Below are 19221 nucleotides of genomic sequence, written 5' to 3' on the forward strand. Positions count from 1 at the left end.
GGCGCCCCGCGCTCCCGGTACGTGGAGCGCGGGGCGTTCGAGGGGTGATCAGTCGCCGAGTGTCAGTGTGACCGGGTGGGTCATCTGCTCCCCGGTGTACTGCACGCGGCCGCGGTGGCTGATCTCGACGGCGTAGAAGGGGTGGCCGGCCTGGACGCCGGTGACGCTGAACAAGAAGATGCACACCCCGCGCTGGTGACTCCACGAGCCGTAGGCGAGCTCGCCGAGGCCGAGTGTGCGGCCCGACGGGTCGGAGACCACCACCTGGGCGCCCTCGCGAATATCGCTGTACCCGCCCTTGGAGGTGCAGGTGAGGTCGTTCTCGATGATGGTGCTGTCGCTGCTGAAGCTCACTTCGAGCTGGCCGGTGACGGTCAGCGTGGAGGGCGACGGCGAGGGGGATGGCGACGCGGCGGCCGGGGCCGAGGCTGCTGCAGGGGCCGGCGTACTGCCCTGGGCGAGCGTGAGGATCGTGTAGGCGGCGCCGACGAGTAGCACCAGAGGCACGGTCACGGCGAGCACCCATAACAGTGTGCGGCGCCGCGGACGTGGCGGGGGAGGAGGCGGGTGGCCATAGCCCGGTGGCGGGCCGTAGGGGGGTTGCTGGGGGCCGTGCTGGTAGGCCATCGCGGACTCCTGGGGAAAGCCTGGTGGACTTTTCCTGGACGGTCGGTGGACGCGGTGGGGTTACCGTGAGGTGCGTCTGGTGATCGGATTGTTAGCTCGCAAGGGGTGGGTGAGCCCGCCAGGCGCTAAACTACGGAGAGTGACATGGCTGACGATCCGCTAGATCGCTTAGTGACCACTCGCCTTCGGGGTTTTCGCTGAAATCCCAGGTGAGAATACGCAAGCGGGTATGTCGTACAGCCCAAACCGCCTTACAAGCGAGGGGTCACTGGTTCGAACCCAGTAGCGCCCACCAGCGAAAACAGCCCCGTCTCCGACCTGGGAAAACGGGGCTCGTGCCATTACCGTGCCATTAGCTCTCATCGGCGATCTTGCTCAGTGACCCCTCGCCTTGACGGTGAACACGTTTGTGATCTTGCTGTCCATGGCGTCAGCGATCTTACGGTCCGCTTCCGCCGTGCTGTGCTGGTAGATCATCGCCGCGCGTACGCTGTCGTGTCCCATTCGCTCCATGAGATCGCGAAGGCTCGCCCCGGACCCGGCCGCGAGCGTGTTGCCCGTGTGCCGCAGATCATGGAAGTGCAACCCAGGTAGGCCGATCTTGCGTGTGGCGTCCGCCCAGTTGGCCGCCCTGCGGAAGTTGCTCCGCCGGAAGATGCCGCCACGGGATCCCGTGAAGATCAGTGCGTCGTCTCCCGGACTTGTGTACTTCGCAAGGTGATCGTCCAGCGCCGGGATGATCGCCGAGGGGATCGCGACGGTACGCACTCCCGCCCGTGACTTGGGCGGACCGACGATCAGCTCTCCGGTGTCCAGCTCGACATGCTGTTGCCGGACGCTGACCGTGCCCGCCGTCAGGTTGAGGTCCATCCGCCGCAGCGCCGCCACCTCGCCCCATCGAAGGCTCGCGAACGTGGCCAGCAGCACGAGCGCCCGCAGCCGTTCCGGCATCAGATCGGCGAGCTGGAACACCTGCGCGACCGTGAGCACCGGCCGTTCCTCCGGCTTCTCCTCGCCGGCGCCTTTGATCCGGCACGGGTTACGCGGGATGATCCGGTCGTCTGCCGCCGTCATCAGCACGGCCCGCAGGAACCGGTACGACTTCGCCACCTCGGACGCACCCACGCCTTTGCCGACGAGCGTTGCCCGCCATTCCCTGATCACGGCCGTCTCGATCTTGCCGAGAGCCACGTTGCCGAGATAGGGAATGAGGTACCGCCGCAGCAGCCCCCGGTAGATCTCGACCGTACGAGGCCGGAGGTTCGCCCGCTCCTTGATCCACTTCTCGGCGTACTCGCCGAGCTTGACTTTCGCCCGCTGAGGGTCGGTCCAGTCACCAGTGACGAGCTTTGCTTCCACGAGCGCGAGCGCCTTGTCCGCGTCCCGCTCGGTGGCATAGGTGGCGTCACCGGTACGCATCCGCCCGTCCGGTCCGGGATAGCGGATCTGGAACCGGCCGGACGGCAGCTTGCGGATACTGCCGAAACGGCGTCGTCCCTCCCTGTTGGCCATCAGGCAGCCCTCCCCGTTGCCGAAAGATCTTCGATGGGTCGTCCGTCTGCGCGTGCTTGGGCTTGCTGGAGTGCGGTTCGCCAGCGTTGCCGGTTGGCGATCTCTTTTAGGAGCCGTTCGGCCAGGGGAGGCACGTCATGATCGGCGGGGGTTACGACTCGCCAGAGGTACCGGTGTGGTTCTACGGGCCGCGCCTGGTCATCGGTTGCCGAAAGGCCGAGCTGTTCCAGCACCCAGGCCCGGCGATCCTGCTTGTGCTCGGCCAGGGTCTTGCCCGACCACTTGCGCGAGACCAGGACCCGCCGACCCGCATAGCCGAGATGCTCGGGCTTATGTGCCTTGGACCGACACGAGCCCGGCCGCATCCCTGCCTTGGCTCCTTTGGGCTGCACGCCGTAGCGCAGCCAGTTCGAGCAACTCGGCGCGCACGGCTCGTAGCGAAGCACGTTCATCAGCCGTTCGACGTGCGCCCGCTGAGCGTCACTCGTGGCCTCGTGGCACTCGGTCAGTGATTTCGTGAGGTACTTGGTCAGGTAGTGCAGCCCGAGGTCGGCACCGGGCGATCCGGCGACCACGCCCTTGACGTCGACTTGTTCCCCTAGACGCACCACGTGGAAGGGCTGAGCGGCTTCGTCGGCGTCGAGCAGGTCGAGCGCCTGATCCCAGGTGGGCAGCACCTCACCGGTTCTCGGGTCGAGATAGTCGCCGGCCTGGCCGTCGCCGAGGTCGTCGGTGACCCACACGGGCAGGTGGTCACCCTCGAAACGGACCACGTCGCCCGATGGCCACCACACCTGATGGTAGGTGGCTGCCGCCACGGCCTTCACTTCAGCGCGGGGCATGGTGCCGCGTACGGCCATGTGCAGATGGGGCGCCAGCCGCCTTTGCGGTTCGACGGTGGCGAAGTACTGCACGTCATAGCCCGCCACACGGCGAAGGTTCTGCACAAAGCGATCTACCACCTTGGGGAAGTGGATCGCATCACGCGCGGCGCGCACGTAGTCATAGGTGGAGGGGTCGACCGGTGTGCCGTCGTGACGGACCTTGCCGTAGCTGTCGCAGGTCAAGGTGATGAACAGCGACGGCCGGTGGATGCGCCCGTCCGGTGCGGTGAAGGTGCGTCCAACGGTGCGGTTCTCGCGTTGCCGCTTGGGCAGGTCGGGAGCGTCCTGCCTGCGACGGGTCGACCGAGTGCGCCGCGGCTTGCCCTCTCCGGGGATCACGCTGCCACGGACCCCGGACGCGGCCAACTCGTCCTCTAACGTGGTGATGACCTCATCCCAGATCGCCACGTCTCCACCGATCTCCTCCTCCAGTTCCCGGAGCACGTGAGCATCGGCGCGTTCCTCGACGAGCCAAAGCTGACGGTCGTTTGGTTCGGCGGGTCCGGCGACCGGTTCGGCCTCCAGATGCCAGCCCTCGCGGCATTGGGCCCTACGGAGCTGGACCGCCCGGTTGGCGCACGGCTCACACTTGCTCGCCAGCGTGGCACCGCAGGGAATGTTGATGACCTCGGTCTTGCCGGTCTGGACGTCGGTGCGCTTGACCGGGATGGGCTGGACGCACACGCCGTGTTGCTTGGCGACCTCCTTGATGACGTCCAGAGCCAGCGGCATCGAGGAGCGTACGGCCCGGGGGAGACGGCGGTCGTTCGGGTTGGTCACGCGGCCTCACCGCCGTCCTCTACTGGGAGCGTGATGGCGGTCTGGCCGCACTCACGGCATTCGACCAGGCCCCGCACCGGGTCCAGCCACAGCACGTCGCGGCAGCGGCATACCTCGCAGCACAGGCCGACCAGGAGGTGAACCAGCTTGGTCATCGGTCCTCACCCGCCCCCGCGAACTCGGCCACCATGGCGCGGATGTCGATGTCGGAGACGTAGGCCGCGCGGACCCGGATGGGTTCGGGGGAGGCTTCCAGCCGCACGTAGCCCACCCCGGCACCTACGGCCGGGTTCGAGGAGATCTGATCAGCGAGCGCGCCACGGTCCCGCGCACCGTCGCCGAGCACTAGATCCACCTGTGAGGGCTCGTCGAGCCGTAGGGCGATCTTGTCTGGGAACAGGTTGCGGATGTTGAGGACCTCCTTACGCGGGTCCTGCAAGGCGGCCAGGACGCCGACGCCCACCGCACGGCCCTGTGTGGTCAGGGTGGCCAGTGCGGAGGTGATGCGCTCTTTGAGCTTGCGGTCCGTCTGGTAGGCGGTCAGGAACGCCACCTCGTCCACCACCACCAGGACGAAGGGGTCCTGCACGGTAGGGACGTGGTTGCGTTGGTTGCCCGCGAATCGGCCCGCGCGTTCCTGCATGACCTTGACGGCCAGCTCCAGCAGCTCGGCGCACGCTTCGGGACTTGCCGCGTACCTGTCCCGGAACAACTCGCGGCCATAGGACAGCTCCATGAGCTTGGGGTCCAGCGCCCAGACCTCGGCCAGCCCAGCCGCCGTCGCCGGGAGTAAGCCGCGGATGGCCGACCACAGCCATGAGCCCTTCCCGGCAACGGTCGCGCCGGCCACCAGGACGTGAGTGCCGTGGAGCTTGAGCAGGTACGGCGATCCGTCCTCACACAGGCCGATCGGGAGGGCACCGACCTGGGCGGCGTCGGAGACGGGCATCGCCGCGATCGGGGTTGCCAGCACATCGCGCTGAGGGAAGACGAGGATGACCCGGCCGGGCTTGGCGAGCTTGACGCGGCATTCAGGCGCGGCGAACCCGTGGGCGAGGTTGTCGGCTCGATCCTGCCACTCGGCCGCGGACTGTCCCGACAGCATCTTCACCGTGACCAGGTCGGCCATGGGGGTGGAGGTGACTTTGAGCAGGCGGGGCAGGTATTCGCGTCCGCCGATGTGCTTGGCCAGGCCGGAGACGGCCATGACGGGTTGCCAGTGCCGCCGGTAGATCCACATCCACCGCCACCACGCCCGCAGCCGAAGCCCCGCCCACGCCGAGTAGGACACCGGTTCGGCCAGCCGCCACCCGGCAAGCGCCGAGGCGGTCGCGACGACGGCCACGAGGGCGACGCGCCAGCCGTACACCACCCATAATCCCGCAGGGACGGCGACGGCCAGGCAAGCGACGGGGTGACGCCACACCATCCGCATCAGCCCTGCGATCGTGCGGAGGGCGATCACGGCGATGGTGAAGATGGCCGGGGTGTTGACGACGGTGGGGCGGAATACCAGGGAGTCGGGGGCGGTGGAGACGATGTCGCGGGTGTAGTCGCCGGGGAGTTTGCGCAGCATAAACTGATCGCCTCTTCTCGTGATGTGAGAGTCGATGGGGAGAGAAGTGCGGGGGCCGCCGGAAGTTGCCGCTTCCAGCGGCCCCACCCGAAACCGGTCAGGCCGCCTTGCCGGGTGCCGTCTGATCGGTGACCAGGTCTACTGGGTCGCCCTGGTCGGTCGTGTCGGTCTTGTCCGCGTGCTGGTCGCGCAGTCGCTCGCAGTCGGCCAGGAACCGCGCCGCCGCCTCGAACAGCGACCGGGCGAAGGTGACGTGCGCGTCGGTGATCACGGTGTCCTGGGTGGTGCCGATGGTGACGTGCGCGTCGCAGTGGTCGATGCCGATGAAGGCGTGCGGGTCGTTCCCGGCCGGGTAGTAGTGGACGCTCGCGTGCTGGTCGGGGTAGATGCTGACCCCCACGCGCGGGGACTGCCCGGGGTGCATGCTGATCGTGGTGTAGCTGTAGCCGCTCACGCCGCTTCCTCCCGCCGGTCGGCCTGCTGGGTGTGGTGGAGCCGTTCGACCTCCAGGGCGAAGGCGTGCGCCTGCTCGGCCAGCTCCCGGGCGAACACCCGCACCGCGTCGTCCACCCACGTGGCGGGAAGCACGATCTTCACCACGCTCGACCCGGTGGGGATCTCCAAGATGGGGGTGCGGTCGGGGTAGGTGTGGCAGTCGGCCGCGCCCCGGCCCTGGATGTGCAGGAAGGTCTGTGTCCAGGACACTCCGGACCGGCGGGGCGTCACGCCGCGTCCTTGCTACTGGCGACAGGGCCCGGGGCCGAGGGCTTGCCGGCGGGGCGAGGTGCGCGCATCTCCCGGGCCCGGATCGAGTACGCGAGGCGGCCGGTGGCCTGGTGGACATATGGGGTGACGGTCATGCCGTCGAACTCCACCGGGGTGAACGGCAGCCCGCTGGTCGAGGCCGGGGGAACCGGCTGGACGGGGGCGAGGATCTTGATCGACACCGTCTTCTGCGCGGCCTTGACCACCGGGTCGGCGTCCATCACCGCCACCTGCCAGACCAGCTCACCGCTGATCTTGTCCCGCGCCTGGACGAACTTACCTCCCGTGGAGGCTTCGAAGTCCTTGACCGGTTCGACTTCGCCGACGATGTAGCAGCCCAGCGGGAACACCTGCGTGAACCCGACCGGGATCGGTCCCTGTAGTGCCATGGTGGTGGAGTCTCCCTTCTCATCCGCTCAGCCATCTTGACTGGCCAAGCTGTCTGACTCCAGTAAACGCGAAACCCGCTTGGCTAGTCAAGCAAACCAAGCGGGTTTGATGTTGAAGCTACAAATTCCCTGATGGGGCTAGGGCTAGCGGATCGGATAGGCGTCTTCCAGCTCGTGACGATCGCCTGGCAGCACCGTCTGAAGGACGACCCAGGGCTTGCCCGTGGCGTCACAGGCCACCGCGTACAGATCCAGCAGCGCAGCGGAGGCGGTGACACCGAGCAGGTCGCGTTCCTCCTTGGTGGGGTTGCGCGCGGTGAGGTGCTCGATGATGTGATCCAGCCCCACCCCGGCCGCCGACTCCACCAGTCGGCGCACCCCTTGCGGCAACTCCTCGGACGCCGCAAGCGCGCTGCCCTCGGCCACCTGTGCGGGCAGCCACGCGGACACGATCTCCGAAGGCTGGTCCCCCTGAAGCACCACCGTCTTGCGCAGCACCACCGAGGCGGCGCCGTCGATGCCGAGATAGGAGGCGATCCGCCGGGGCGCCTTGACCAGCCCCACCAACACCAGCCGGGTAGTGGCCGGGATCTCTTTGCGATCCAGCAGTTCCCGCCCCGTCCGCGGATGCCCCCCGGCGGCCAGCGCGGGCCGGCCCCGTACAAAGCGCCCCTTGCCCTGCTGGGTGATGATCCACCCGTTATCCCGCAAGACCCCAAGCGCCTTGACCACGGTGGGCCGGGCCATGCCGAACTCGGCCATCAACTGATGCTCGCTCGGCAGCGGTGAGCCGGGCGGGTACTCGCCGGACTCGATCCGCCGTTCCATCTCGGCGATCAGTTGCGCGTACTTGGGGGGCGTGTACTCGAACGACATCCCGGAGACCCTCGCATTCAGCTTGCCTGCCTAACCAAGCACGTTAGCAGGACAGCCAACCCATGCGAAGCCCTTACCAGCACTAGCGCGCACACAGATGACCGCGCCGCAGGCCACCCCCGGCACGCGAACAAGCCCCCACGGGAACAGTCCCGCAGAGGCTCACACGCACGACCGGCTACGACGACGAAACCGATCCACCCACATCCGAGGCAGCACGCGGACCGGGCGCGCGCACAGCCTTACGCCGACTCTCGGCCTGCCACTGCTCATCCAGCCGCACCGCAAGATCAGCCAGGGTGTCAGCCCCCAGCACGTTGCTGATCCCGAACCGCTCGGTATCAGCCGACCAGGAGTGCCGGCGGATCGCGATCCATCCACCGAAGAAGTCCATGATCTGCCAGGTACGCCCGTGACGCTCCTGAAGTTGGGCGAGAGCAGGGGTACTCACTGGATCAACTGCCAGTCCGGCGCCCGCCCGACAACGAACGCCAGCGCCGAAGCACCCTCCGAAACCGGGAACAGGTAATACCGCTCCCCGTCCGCTGGACGCACCGAGTAAGCGGGCTCACTCACCCCTCGCACGATCGTGACCGTCGCCCGCACCCGTCGATCCGCCCCCCGCACCTCCAGCATCGGAGGCACATACACCGGGAAGGCGTACTCCTCATGCCGCAGCCGAAGCCGGATCACCCAGACCATCCGGCTGGCGATGCCTTGCTTTCTCAGCGCGTCACTGAACCCGCCCAGCAACGCGCCGAAGTAGGCGGCGGTGGACTGCTCCACTGAGCCGTAGGCGAGCGTCATGACACCGACTTCCCTTCATCCGGGGATAAAGCCAAAGATCTAGATCGCTACGCCGCTTCGCTGCCGGGCGCGGGGCAGTCGAAGCACTCCACCCGCCGCACCTCCACCGGCCGCCCGTCCACCCGAGCCGCACCGCTGGCCCGGTGCGCCCGCACAAACCGCCACCCGTTACCCCGGCACCCAGGGCATGCCGTCTGCTCCTGCTGACTCTGTAAACTCATGTTATCCAGAGTCGTAAAGCCAGAATCGGTAACCTATCCCGGGCCGATATCCCTTGACGGCATAACCCCAAGTCCCCTACCTGTTGTAGGTCAGTGATCGGCGACGATCTGGGGGACCAGCGCATGCGGGCACAGGCGAGCGAGCCCATCGGCCTATCTAATGCGTTCTGGCAGCGTCAGGACGTATTTGCGGCACTACGCGCCCGCGATATCGGCCAGATATTCCGCTTGGTCCGCCAATACGGCGGGATGAGCCAAACGCGCATCGGCATCGCCGTGAACCTCAGTCAAGGCAAAGTCAGCGCCATCATGAACGGATCCGCGCAGGTCACGACCCTTGAGGTGTTCGAGCGCGTAGCTGACGGCCTAGCCATACCCGACCCCGCCCGCATCGCTCTCGGCCTCGCGCCTCAGTCCGTCATCGCAGCCATCTCGCCCCGGGATACCTCCCAGGCACCCTCCGAACCACCACGCGGCACGCCACCTACTGTGGGACTCGTCCGATCAGGGGAGGACGAGGACACCATGAGACGCCGCGACTTCGTTGGACTGACCGGCACCGCCCTGTTCAGCGCCATCCTGCAACCCACCTCGGCCAGCCGCCCAGCCGACAGCATCGCCGGCATCGCGGCTGCTCTCACCGACTACTCCACCCCAACCGGACAGCCGATCGACCTGCAAGCCCTCACACACGCTGTCGCCCAGGCCAAAGGCACCTACCAGGCATGCCGCTACACCGAGGTCACCGCGATGCTCCCCGAGCTGCTGCGCGCCGTCCGTATCGCTTGCACGACCATGACCGGAGACGCCCGCCACAGGGCATATGTGCTATCGGCCGAAGCCCACCACGTCGCGGCCTCCATCCTGCTCAAACAAGACGACAAGGGCCTTGCCTGGCTGGCCGCCGACCGCAGCACCCAAGCCGCCCATGCCTCCGAGAACCCCCTGGCGATCGGCTCCAGCACCCGCATCATCACCCGCGCCCTCATGGACGGAAAGCACCACGACACCGCTGTGCTGACCGCCAGCACCGCCGCCCAACGCATGGACAGCGACCTCACCCAGCCGAACCACAACGACTTGTCTGTGTACGGGGCCCTGCTGCTCAGCGGAGCCGTCGCCGCCGCCCAGATCGGCAACCGGCACGCCAGCGCCGAACTACTGGACGAAGCCGAGCAGGCGGGCCGCAGACTCGGCCACGACGGAAACCACATGTGGACCGCGTTCGGACCAAACAACGTCCTATGCCACCGGGTGAACACCGCCCTCACCCTCGGCGACGCCGGCACCGCCATCGACCACGCCCGCCGCATCGACATCGACGCCTTGCCGATCAACGAGCGAAAAGCCACCCTCCTCCTGGACACCGCCCGCGCGTTCCTCATCTGGAGTAAACACGACCAAGCGCTCCATGTGCTCCGTGCAGCAGGTGAAATCGCCCCCGAAGAGATCACCAGCCGCCCCGCCACCCTGCGCCTGGTCCGCGACCTACTCGCCACCGCCCCCATCACCGTCCGCCGCGAGGCCCGCGAATACGCCGAATCCCTCGGAGTCTCGGCGTGAGCAAAGTTCTCTACATCATCGTGTGCGCCGCAGGCCCCGCCGCAGACGTCGGCAAGCTCGTGGCCCTGGCCCAGGATGACGGCTGGATCGTCCAGCTCATCGCCACCCCGTCCGCCCTGGACTTCATCGACGTCCCGGCCCTGGAAAAGCAGACCGGCCGCCCCGTCCGCAGCCAGTACCGCAAACCAGGAGAGCCCAAGTCCCCGCGGGCCGACGCCATCATCGTGGCCCCCGCCACCTACAACACCATCAACAAATTCGCCCAAGGCATCGCCGACACCTACGCCCTCGGCATCCTCTCCGAAGCCCCCAACCTCGGCATCCCCGTCGCCGTCCTGCCCTTCGTGAACTCCGCCCTCGCAGACAGAGCACCGTTCCGCCGCAGCATCAACGACCTACGCGCCGAAGGCGTACACATCCTCCTCGGCCCCGGCCACTTCGAACCCCACCCACCGGGCGCCGGAGGCAACCGCATGGACACCTACCCCTGGCATCTCGCCGTCGCCGCGCTCAACGCACCGTAGCCGTAGGCGAACCGCGGATCTTGCCGAATTGTTCTTGTGAGTTATCAAGGCGACGGCGCTCCGCGCCGCCGCACGGCCCGCCGCCCGCTCCGCCCGGCCGGGCATGCGGCGTGGGCGCCGGTCCCGGCCGGCGGCGGGAACGCGGGCCGCCCGCCGCACACAGCACCCGCCGCACGCAACCTGATCCGCCGACCAGGGACGCGCCGCCGCACAGACGCAGCACGACGATCGCCATGCTGTGGCCGGCCATCACACGGGGCCGGGGGCGATCGAAGGGCCGGGACTTCGTACCTCAGCCCCGGCCCACCGAGTCATCCGAGCAGGGCGGAGCGGCATTCGGGCGAGATCCCGATGCCGGTGTGTAGTCGGTAGGTCAGTTCGACCGTGCTGCCAAACCCGCGACGCCGGAAACTTGTCGCATGCTGATGGAGGCGCCAGTAGATTACCGACGACAAGCGGGTGGAGGACGACCATGCCGATCAACCATGAGTGGGTACTGGCGGAGTGGGATCGTTTCCTCAAGATGACTGAACGCGTTAAAACCGGTGTGACGAGAGGCAACCACATCACGCAGGCGGTCTATAGCTTCGCGGCTCCTGACGATGAGGTGAGGCAGCAAGCATCGATCGTCCAAGAGGCACTCCTGGCCGTCTTTCCAGACGAGGATTTCTACTTCGGGCGCGGATCATTATTTGCCCAAGTGACGGTGCTGCGAGAACTGATACATAAGCACATCCCTCTGGTTCGGAGGGCCGAAGAAATCGCTGCCAATCTCTACGACGATACTCCTGGGCCGGCCATAGCAGCAGAATCTCTCCATCCGTGGGTATGGGATGCCGCTCGTCCTCACTGGGAAAGCGGCAACTACCGAGCGGCTATCCACGCAGCAGCAACCAATGTCAATTCTTGGTTGCGGAAGAAGTTGGGGCGTCGTGACGTATCGGAAGGCCGGGCGGTGCAGCAAGCCTTCAGTCTGGAGGATCCTGACTTGGATCACCCTCGCCTGCGTCTTAGCTCGAAGGAAGATCCGGCACACTTCAAAAGTGTGCATGTGGGAGCCACGCAGATCGGATGTGGCCTCTTCTCGGCGGTACGAAATCCAGTCGCACACTTGGCGGATGATGATCACGATGTCGATGAGCAGGAGGCGTTGGAGTCACTCGCCGCCTTCAGTCTGTTCGCCCGGTGGGTCGATCGAGCAACCGTCGAGGTGGCTGACGGGGGCTCCCCGGAGGGCATGTGACAAGAGGGAGCCTGCTTCAGCACCGCTGTGCGCCCACCTTTGTCCCTCCTGAAGATCCGGAATACTTCCGGAATACACATTGAAGAGGAATGATCGGCTAACTGCAAAGGCGCAGGTCGAAGGGACTGCGAAGGTCGGAACCGCGACGCCCTGTAAAACCGTGGGCTCAGCCCACGCCGGTTCAAGTCCTGCATCTACCACACCAGCAGCAGGAGGCCCCTCATCAGTACAAACGTGGTGAAGGGCTTCTTCTCGTATGTCCGGCTGTCCCCGGCTCCTACAGGTGCCTGTGCCGAATACGCGCCCAAGTTTCAAGGCCCTGATCGCCTCCCAAATCCGGCGCATCGCCTCGCCCTGCTGGCCGTGGATGCACTTGGCGTAGATCCGTGTAGTGGGACGTTTACGCTGTGTCCCGTCCACTCAGCGACCTGAGGGCTGGCACTCCGGCGTTGAGCCACGACGCAGCCGCTATGTCTCAGAGGTCCCCGAGTGAGCGTCTGGCGTTGTCGATGAGTTCCTTGTACGTGATGACCTCGACACGGTTCACGTGCGTGTTGAACGTCCGAAGCGCTTCGTTGATCTCCCCTTCTGGCACGCTCGGCTGGACGGCTGGATGGCCGATCAGAACGATGGCGCTTGCTCGGCGAGTCTCGATGCCGAAGTCTTCGAAGATCTGCTGACGGTTCTCATCTAGGCCGACAAGGTAGTTGACTGCTTGGCCGACGGCATCGTGCACCTCAGCAGTAGGCACCCAGGCTCCGCGATGTCGCTTCACCAGAGAACCCTTCATGCTCATGGCCCGCTTCAACTCGACGATGTGAAGACTTCCATCGCCGCGGATCAGAGGAATGTCTACCTCGTCACCCGACACCAACCTGCGCTGCGCAGCTTCCCCGACGAAGCGCCCACCGAAGATCCAGTGCTGCCCTTCCAGCGCCCGTTGTAGGTCCAGCTCCGTGGCGGTTTTGTCCTCCACCACTTTGCGCAGGCTTTCCAGGCGGGCCGAGCGCTGCTGAAGCTGGGCTGCCCGGAGGATCATCTGACCATCTGAATCAGCGGCTAGGAGAGCCCATGCCTCTGGTGACGCAGCAATCCGCTGAGCGGCTTCCTCCGGGTCTTCGATATCGACCCGCTCTTGGAGCACACGCTCCAGCCACACCATCGTCTCCCTCCGGCCGCGGAAGAGCGAGTATCGCCCTGGCCGATCCGCTGGTGCTACGAGATACCGAGCGTCATGGCTGAGCGAGTTGATATAGGCCAGCAGATCATCCGCATCTGCACCGGGGTGCTGGTCCAGGAACTCGCTCCCCATCTCGGCGACGTACTTGAATTTGATCTCAAGCGTGTTTGCCACAAACCGCCGCAGCCCTTGATTGCGTATGCCGTCCTGAAAAAGTCGGTATCTCTCGTTGAACTCCGGTTGCAAGATCCGTTCCTCGGTGTAATCCAGGGAGTCCTGCAGCAGCCGCACAACCTCCCACTCGCCGACCGAGGCTGCTTGCCCGCGCGCCTCTGTCAAGAGTTGCACGAGCGCCTTCCCGCCCCTGCGGTGGCCGCCGCGTCCAGTTCGCATGTGCTGGAGCACGCAGGTGACCGCTCGCTTCAGCTCGTCGCTCGCCGCCTGCTTGTGAACGTACTCAAGCTGCAGGTCTAATGAGAAGTCTGATCTAACGCCCATGGCTGAAGTGTGACCGGCAGGTGTGACAATTCCTTGCGAGGGTTCCAGGCAGGTTGCCGACGCCGTTCAGGCGCGCTAGAGGTCGTCCTACCGATCGCGGAAACCCATGTCCCGGAAGTTCGCTACGAACAGGCCCAGGTCGGGGAGGTCCTCGAACTCCTTCCAGGCAAGGTAGTCGGCAGCCATGTGACGGATGGACTCTTCCGGCGCCGGCAACACCCCGCCTTGGCGCAGACCTCCTCGTACTGCTCCCGCGACATCCCTCGGGGGAAGCGACGCCCCAGCTCTCGACGTGGCTGAGATGGACCTGATCATCTCGTCTGCCTCGACCCAGGCAAGCCCCGCAGGCCAACTCCTCCGGCTCAAGCCCGTCTGTGACGGTTGGCATCTCACGGCCGAGGAACGGCGACCGGCGAACGGACACGCGAAACGGGCTTGCCCCACCGTCGCCGGTCCGCTGCCGCTTCGCGGTGGGTCGAGGCAGACGGGGTGATCAGGTGGGGGAGACGTGCGCTTCTGCGCGGCTGGTGTAGACCCGCGTTCGGGTTGCAGTTTGGGTTGCAGTTCACCGCCGTACCACGCCGTTCCAGGGGGACCAACCGGGCGTGTTGGTCCAGGTTGAACCCCATTGAAGGGGCAAGATCCGAGCTGCTAATGCGGTTTGGGAGGGTGCGCCGACGCCAGAGTGGTCTGCGTGCCATCGGCGTGCCGGAGATCGTGCCATCGCGTGCCATTCGGAGACGTTGAGACACAGGTCAGATTCATGATCACCGTGCCATTAGCGTGCCATTAGCTCGCGGCCAGGCCGTTCGGTCGCGACTGGGCCGAGGGGGTCCGTCGCAGGTTATGGATCCGCCTAGGCGATCTTGGCTCCTTACAAGCGAGGGGTCACTGGTTCGAACCCAGTAGCGCCCACCAGCCAAGACACCCCGTCTCCGATCTTGGAAACGGGGCGTGGGTGACCAACTGGGTGACTATCGTTCTACGGCAGCGGGAAGATCTCATCCATCGCGGTCGCGCCCTCCTGCATCACGGGCCGGATCTGATGCCGGTAGACGGTCTGGGGTGCCCCGATTTTTCCGGACAGTCGATTTGCGGGCTGAGCCTATGCGGCTCGTGGGTGTGAGTAGTGCTCGGTGAGTGCCTCAAGAGGCGTGCGGTAGCCGAGCGCCGAGTGCAGGCGCTGCCGGTTGTAAAAGCCCTCGATGTAGCGGATGACCTGCTGCCTGGCCTTGGCCCGGGTGGTGAAGACGGCCTGGTCCAGCCACTCGGTTTTGAGCGCGGCGAAGAACGATTCGGCCATCGCGTTGTCGTGGCAAACGCCGGTGCGGCCGGCCGAGCGGCGGATCTGCCGGTCGGCGCAGAACCGGCCGGAGGCATCGCTGGTGTAGTTCGAGCCGCGGTCGGTGTGGGAGACGGCCTCCGGCTCGACCAGGCCGGTGCCCAGAGCTTTGCGCAAGGCGTCTTTGACCGGTTCAGTGCGGTAGTGCTCGGCCATCGCCCAGCCGATGACGGCTTTGCTGTGACAGTCGATGACGGTGGCGAGGTAGGCGAAGCCCTCCTGGGTGTGGATGTAGGTGATGTCGCCGACCAGTTTGACTCCAGGCCGGGGTGCGGTGAAGTCACGGCGGACCAGGTCCGGGATGCCGCGAAAGTTGCCCTGTTCGGTCGTGGTGGGCCGGAAGGCCCGCTGCTGGATGGGGAGCAGGCCGAGTCGGCGCATCAGTGCCCGGACCAGTTCGGGTGAGCACTCCTGGCCGGCGCGGGTCAGGGCGGCATGGACACGCCGGTAGCCATAGGTCTGGTGGCTGCCGGTAAAGATGCTGGTGATGAGGGTCTTGAGGTGTTCGCGTCGTTGGGCGGTGGCCGAGGCGGGACGGTCGCGCCATTCGTAGTAGGGGGGTTCCCCCCGAAGTGTGGACACCTGCAGCCATCGGCACATCCGGACGATGCGGTGGGTGGCCTTCTCCGCGTCGATCAGCTCGTACTTGGCGAGCGTCATCGAGTCTCGGCGGCGAAGAAGGCGGCTGCTTTTTTTAGGAACGTCAGCTTCTCGCGCAGCTCGGCGTTCTCGCGCTCCAGCTCGCGGATCCGGGCCCGTTCCGGCCCCGGCAGCGGCTGCTCGGTCTCGGGGTGGATGGCTTTGTGCATGTTGACCCAGCTGCCGAGCGTGGTGGGGTTCATGCCGAACTCACGGGCCACCGAGGCGACCGTGCGGGGCCGTCCAGCACCATGCGGACGGCTTCCTCCTTGAACTCGGGCGAGAACTGCCTGCGACGCCGCGTCACGTACTTACCTCTTCCAGACTCTCTGTCAGGTTATGTTCCCGACTGTCCGGAAGTTGTAGAGCACCTCAGGGCGCTACTGGGTTCGAACCAGTGACCCCTCGCTTGTAAGGCAATTCAGAGAAGAATTGACCTAGACAGATACCCGCTCTGACCTGGGCATATAGTCCGTCATAGTACGCCGGTGTCCGGGCTTGTCCATGGCGATTGTCATCCAGATAGTCACCCAGGTCTCTGGCTATGGGGCCAAGCCTCGGCCGTCGCCGGTCTCGACTGTCCGAGCGTCACACCGTAGGGAGGACGTCCCTCTCTCCGGGACTCCATCGCACCTCACCGCATCATCTGGGGCCGTCGACAAGTACATCGTGAACTACCACGAGAACGTGAACTTACCTTCCAAGGCGTCGACGACCGTCACCATCACAATGAACAGGGCTAGATAGCAAAGGTACGTCACCTCGCTGGTATGCGGCGGTGACCCATCACAACGAAGGTGTTCCAGCGAGGCCGCCCTCATACAGAGGCCAGACTGCCCATAGGGGCACCTCTTCTCGGGGTCGTGTTACCTAGAGATGTAGGTTCAAAATGTTATTCGTCTACAAACTCCTCTTCATCCCCGAGGCGGGGTTGTTCTTCTGGCGGGGCGGAGCGGCGGTATTCGGGATGGTCGAGGTCCATTTGCTTGGCTGCGTGCAGAGGGGCGGGGTAACGAGAGCGATCGGACCAGGCGATGGTCTGGTGGCAGAGGCGGGCGGTCGCAATCGCCAGGGCTTCGGCGTCGATCTCTGCGGAGAAGACAAACGGGTGGATCTCTGTGGCGGTCATGGTGTACCAGGGGGCCTTGAGCTCGTTCTTCTCGCGGTCGGCTGCATTATCGCCTCCTTTGCCGATTGGGGCATCCCAACGGGTCTTCGTGGATCCGAGGCGGCCGCCACCACTGCCGTCGTAATTTCGGGGAACGTTGAACAGCATCCAGGTGGGGATCCCGAAGTCGGGGGTCAGCCGGTAGAGCTTAGGTGAGGTGCGTGCTTCTTTGCTGGTGCCGTCTTTGTTGACCTGGGTGATGGATACGGGTTGTGGCACCTCGTCGCTCTTGATATTGATTCGGATAACGGCCGCGGGGCGTTTGTGCGGGGCGATGCCGGCGCCGGGTAACCAGGTCCTCTGCTCATCCGGATCGGGGGCACGATTGAGGTTCTGGTTCTGGAGGCCGGGCCATATACGGCGGCATGCATGGCCGTCGACCACGACTGCGTAGGGTTCGCCGTCGAGGTATTCGGATAGGTCTGCTAGTGCTTGGTCGATGTCTTGCCCAGCTTCGGCCCAGCGCTGCTCCTCGCGCTGGCCGGTACCCCTGCGGTGTTCAGGATAGCTGTTGGCGTGAAAGACGTTATTGGCCTGCCGATAGGGCTGCCATTTTCGTTCGATCGAGGTCCATCCCAGCATTGTCCAAACTCCACCCGGTTCGGCAGAAGGAACCAGCGCCGAGGCGAGGATGATCCGCCTCGGTTCGTCGAAGGGGCCTGTGTTTCCGGCCTGCTTACGGACGTGAACACCGCAGAAGGTCATGCGCGGCAGCACAGACTCATCGTCCTCGGTGACGAGAGCGCGTTCGATTCGCTGGTCAATGATGCCGAGCGAACGGTAGAGATCGCAGAGCGCCATGTATGCCGGGTGGTCTTTCTCGGCAGGCTGAACGACCTCGTCCGGTTTGCCGAACTGGCCGCGGCGCTTGCCTAGCAGGTATTGAGCGGTGACGTCGTGTCCAACAAGGAAGCGTCTGGTCTGGAACTTGGCGTCGATTTTCTCAATCTTCAGGGCCATGGATTCGGCCGTGTCGCCATCTTCCTTTGCGAGCTTCTCGGGATACTCAGTCTCGCAGAGCGCGGCGACCATGACCGAACTGTTCCCGTCGAGGTACTTGTCGAAAGGCTTGGCGGCGTCTCGTCGGCCGTTGACAGGGCCGTGCGCGAGGAAGTCTTCCGCGTTGCGGAAGAGCACGCTGACATGGGGAGTGAGAAGGACTTCCTGCCCTTCGGGAGGGTCGAGCCATCCGGGCGCGAGAGAGTACGCTTTAGCAAGACAGTTGATCATGCGTAGTCGGGTCTCGTGCCGGTAGTAGAGACACAGAAGGCGTAGCCGCTCGTACCCCGCTGCCGCGATGGATCGGTGCACGTCATCGACCGGCGGGAAACCAAGGTTGTCTGTGGGCAGGCCAGCCTTTTCGCGGTTTTCTTTCTCCTTCTTCCGCAGTGGGTCGGTCGGGCGGGCGGCGAAACTCATGGCCACCTGAGGCATACCCAGGTGGACCGCACGGCCTCCGAAGATCGCGTCGACGTGGTCGGCCAGGAGTCGCAGGTGGTGCATACCCGCGCCAGTACCCACGGCAAAGGCGTAGTTCTTGGGCATGATGGGGCGCACTTGACCGGGCGGCGGGGTAATGAAGCCCGGTTTTTCCTTCTTTTCCTGGGCGACCTTGACGATCTGCCGCTCCGACGCTGAGCGTTGTTCGATCTGCCGGAGAGGAGCATCGTCCATCTTGAGATGGGCGAGCACCTGGAGTGCGAGGCGGTTGACTGTTCGCATGCCGCCACCGCCGGTTAGGGAGACACGCAGCAGGGGCAGTCCGGGTTTGGGTTGTTCAACCAGCGCCGTCTTGGCGTACACGATGTTGCTGTAGATGCGAGTGACGTGGGAGTCGAGCAGGAGCACGGGACTGGTGATGTTGGGCAGCGTCTTCATCGACAACGAGATGTTCGACAGCCCGTACTGCGCATCGCGGGCCGTCGGGTGTTCGGGGTTGATGTCGTCGCTGTTGTAAATACGACCGAACGGGGCGTGCCAGGCGATCAGTCCCCCTGAGCTGTCAGGCAGGTATTGCACCTGCCGTGGGTCGCCAGGCACCCAGTCGTATACACGTGGCTTCCCCGTCGAGTCTTCTTTGCGAAGCGGGTGGAGCATGTTGATCGTGAACGGGCGTTCGGCCAACTGGCGGGCCAAGTCCCAGGTCACGGTCTCGTACACCCAGCCAGGTGCGACGGGCTGTCGGCCGGGCCGCGGAGCGAGATATTCGGCCAGGAAGTGATGTTGCTGAGGGGTGCGCGAGACGAGCACGGCCAATTGGGGAGGCTCGTTGAGCGGGATGGCATCGGTGGGCATGCCCAGGGCGAACCCTTCGAGGTAGGTGAACATCCGCAGGAGCGTGCGGTCGGTGAGGGGTTCCTTGGAGGCTAGGAATTTCAAGTACTTGTCCAGGTGGACGTAGCCGCCGGTGAGGACCCGCAGCACCGTAGTGGCGATGCTGTAGGGGATCTGCTCGGGTCCGCCGCGCTTGGCGCGCCTCTGCAGATCACGCCAGGCGTCGCGGGTGTCGTCGTCGAACACCCTGAGGTAGACGGAGGAGTCTCCGACCAGCGCCGGAGTGCAGCGAAGGGCCAGGGTGTTGGCGTGGGGGACTGTGGCGATATCGCGGGTCAACGGTCGTGTCTCCG

Annotated in this window: 16 protein-coding genes and 1 pseudogene; 3 read left to right on the forward strand and 14 right to left on the reverse strand. The window is 65.3% G+C overall.

All coding sequences use genetic code 11. The features are described from left to right. Positions 1-48: 48 nt before the first annotated feature. The 11 genes from BJ982_RS19290 to BJ982_RS19340 form a co-directional block, all read right to left on the reverse strand. Positions 49-513, reverse strand: coding sequence for a hypothetical protein (locus BJ982_RS19290; RefSeq protein ID WP_184882004.1), 465 nt, complete (start codon positions 511-513; stop codon positions 49-51). Between the two features lie 489 nt (positions 514-1002). Next, positions 1003-2139: a site-specific integrase gene (locus tag BJ982_RS19295; RefSeq protein ID WP_184882006.1), complete on the reverse strand. Its 1137-nt coding sequence runs from the start codon at positions 2137-2139 to the stop codon at positions 1003-1005. After that, positions 2139-3803, reverse strand: coding sequence for a replication initiator (locus BJ982_RS19300; RefSeq protein ID WP_184882008.1), 1665 nt, complete (start codon positions 3801-3803; stop codon positions 2139-2141). Before BJ982_RS19300 ends, BJ982_RS19295 begins: the two co-directional genes overlap by 1 nt. Further along, positions 3800-3958 carry a hypothetical protein gene (locus tag BJ982_RS19305; RefSeq protein ID WP_184882010.1) on the reverse strand — a complete coding sequence of 53 codons (159 nt, stop codon included), beginning with the start codon at positions 3956-3958 and terminating at the stop codon, positions 3800-3802. The genes BJ982_RS19300 and BJ982_RS19305 overlap by 4 nt, the downstream gene beginning before the upstream one ends. After that, positions 3955-5379, reverse strand: a complete 1425-nt coding sequence (locus tag BJ982_RS19310) for an FtsK/SpoIIIE domain-containing protein (RefSeq protein ID WP_184882012.1) — start codon at positions 5377-5379, stop codon at positions 3955-3957. The genes BJ982_RS19305 and BJ982_RS19310 overlap by 4 nt, the downstream gene beginning before the upstream one ends. Before the next feature lie 97 nt (positions 5380-5476). Next, positions 5477-5833 (reverse strand): hypothetical protein, encoded by a 357-nt coding sequence (locus BJ982_RS19315; RefSeq protein WP_184882014.1) that lies wholly within the window; start codon positions 5831-5833, stop codon positions 5477-5479. After that, positions 5830-6105, reverse strand: a complete 276-nt coding sequence (locus BJ982_RS19320; protein ID WP_184882016.1) for a hypothetical protein — start codon at positions 6103-6105, stop codon at positions 5830-5832. The genes BJ982_RS19315 and BJ982_RS19320 overlap by 4 nt, the downstream gene beginning before the upstream one ends. After that, a complete protein-coding gene (locus BJ982_RS19325) occupies positions 6102-6533 on the reverse strand; it encodes a plasmid replication, integration and excision activator (protein ID WP_184882018.1) in 432 nt (143 codons plus the stop codon). Before BJ982_RS19325 ends, BJ982_RS19320 begins: the two co-directional genes overlap by 4 nt. A gap of 144 nt (positions 6534-6677) precedes the next feature. Continuing rightward, entirely contained in the window at positions 6678-7409 is a 732-nt protein-coding gene (locus BJ982_RS19330) for a GntR family transcriptional regulator (protein WP_184882020.1), read from the reverse strand. Positions 7410-7587: 178 nt separating this feature from the next. Then, the gene (locus BJ982_RS19335; protein ID WP_184882022.1) at positions 7588-7803 is read right to left on the reverse strand and encodes a hypothetical protein; all 216 of its coding nucleotides are present in this window, start codon (positions 7801-7803) and stop codon (positions 7588-7590) included. A gap of 53 nt (positions 7804-7856) precedes the next feature. Beyond that, complete coding sequence (locus BJ982_RS19340) at positions 7857-8216, reverse strand: hypothetical protein (protein ID WP_184882024.1); 360 nt, start codon at positions 8214-8216, stop codon at positions 7857-7859. A gap of 314 nt (positions 8217-8530) precedes the next feature. Between BJ982_RS19340 and BJ982_RS19345 the strand changes: the two genes are divergently transcribed. The 3 genes from BJ982_RS19345 to BJ982_RS19355 all read left to right on the forward strand — a co-directional run bounded on the left by BJ982_RS19345 (position 8531) and on the right by BJ982_RS19355 (position 11767). Beyond that, a complete protein-coding gene (locus tag BJ982_RS19345; protein ID WP_239123770.1) occupies positions 8531-10000 on the forward strand; it encodes a helix-turn-helix domain-containing protein in 1470 nt (489 codons plus the stop codon). Beyond that, a complete protein-coding gene (locus tag BJ982_RS19350; RefSeq protein ID WP_239123772.1) occupies positions 9997-10524 on the forward strand; it encodes a flavoprotein in 528 nt (175 codons plus the stop codon). The genes BJ982_RS19345 and BJ982_RS19350 overlap by 4 nt, the downstream gene beginning before the upstream one ends. Before the next feature lie 472 nt (positions 10525-10996). Continuing rightward, on the forward strand, positions 10997-11767 hold the full coding sequence (locus BJ982_RS19355) for a TIGR02391 family protein (protein WP_184882026.1): 771 nt from the start codon (positions 10997-10999) through the stop codon (positions 11765-11767). 475 nt (positions 11768-12242) lie between these two features. Here the strand turns inward: BJ982_RS19355 and BJ982_RS19360 are convergent, their stop codons facing one another. The 3 genes and pseudogenes from BJ982_RS19360 to BJ982_RS19370 all read right to left on the reverse strand — a co-directional run bounded on the left by BJ982_RS19360 (position 12243) and on the right by BJ982_RS19370 (position 19207). Continuing rightward, complete coding sequence (locus tag BJ982_RS19360) at positions 12243-13445, reverse strand: Shedu anti-phage system protein SduA domain-containing protein (RefSeq protein ID WP_184882028.1); 1203 nt, start codon at positions 13443-13445, stop codon at positions 12243-12245. Positions 13446-14550: 1105 nt separating this feature from the next. Continuing rightward, a pseudogene (locus BJ982_RS19365) lies at positions 14551-15733 on the reverse strand (IS3 family transposase). 585 nt (positions 15734-16318) lie between these two features. Continuing rightward, positions 16319-19207, reverse strand: coding sequence for an RNaseH domain-containing protein (locus BJ982_RS19370; RefSeq protein ID WP_184882030.1), 2889 nt, complete (start codon positions 19205-19207; stop codon positions 16319-16321). Positions 19208-19221: the final 14 nt, after the last annotated feature.

Origin of the sequence: Sphaerisporangium siamense (assembly GCF_014205275.1) — a bacterium.
Taxonomy (GTDB): Bacteria; Actinomycetota; Actinomycetes; order Streptosporangiales; family Streptosporangiaceae; genus Sphaerisporangium; species Sphaerisporangium siamense.

Bases quoted from the DNA above. Each gene is read 5' to 3' on its own strand.
- BJ982_RS19295 (WP_184882006.1), bottom strand. From the start codon at position 2,139: ATGGCCAACAGGGAGGGACGACGCCGTTTCGGCAGTATCCGCAAGCTG.
- BJ982_RS19305 (WP_184882010.1), bottom strand. From the start codon at position 3,958: ATGACCAAGCTGGTTCACCTCCTGGTCGGCCTGTGCTGCGAGGTATGC.
- BJ982_RS19310 (WP_184882012.1), bottom strand. From the start codon at position 5,379: ATGCTGCGCAAACTCCCCGGCGACTACACCCGCGACATCGTCTCCACC.
- BJ982_RS19325 (WP_184882018.1), bottom strand. From the start codon at position 6,533: ATGGCACTACAGGGACCGATCCCGGTCGGGTTCACGCAGGTGTTCCCG.
- BJ982_RS19330 (WP_184882020.1), bottom strand. From the start codon at position 7,409: ATGTCGTTCGAGTACACGCCCCCCAAGTACGCGCAACTGATCGCCGAG.
- BJ982_RS19335 (WP_184882022.1), bottom strand. From the start codon at position 7,803: ATGGACTTCTTCGGTGGATGGATCGCGATCCGCCGGCACTCCTGGTCG.
- BJ982_RS19340 (WP_184882024.1), bottom strand. From the start codon at position 8,216: ATGACGCTCGCCTACGGCTCAGTGGAGCAGTCCACCGCCGCCTACTTC.
- BJ982_RS19355 (WP_184882026.1), top strand. From the start codon at position 10,997: ATGCCGATCAACCATGAGTGGGTACTGGCGGAGTGGGATCGTTTCCTC.
- BJ982_RS19360 (WP_184882028.1), bottom strand. From the start codon at position 13,445: ATGGGCGTTAGATCAGACTTCTCATTAGACCTGCAGCTTGAGTACGTT.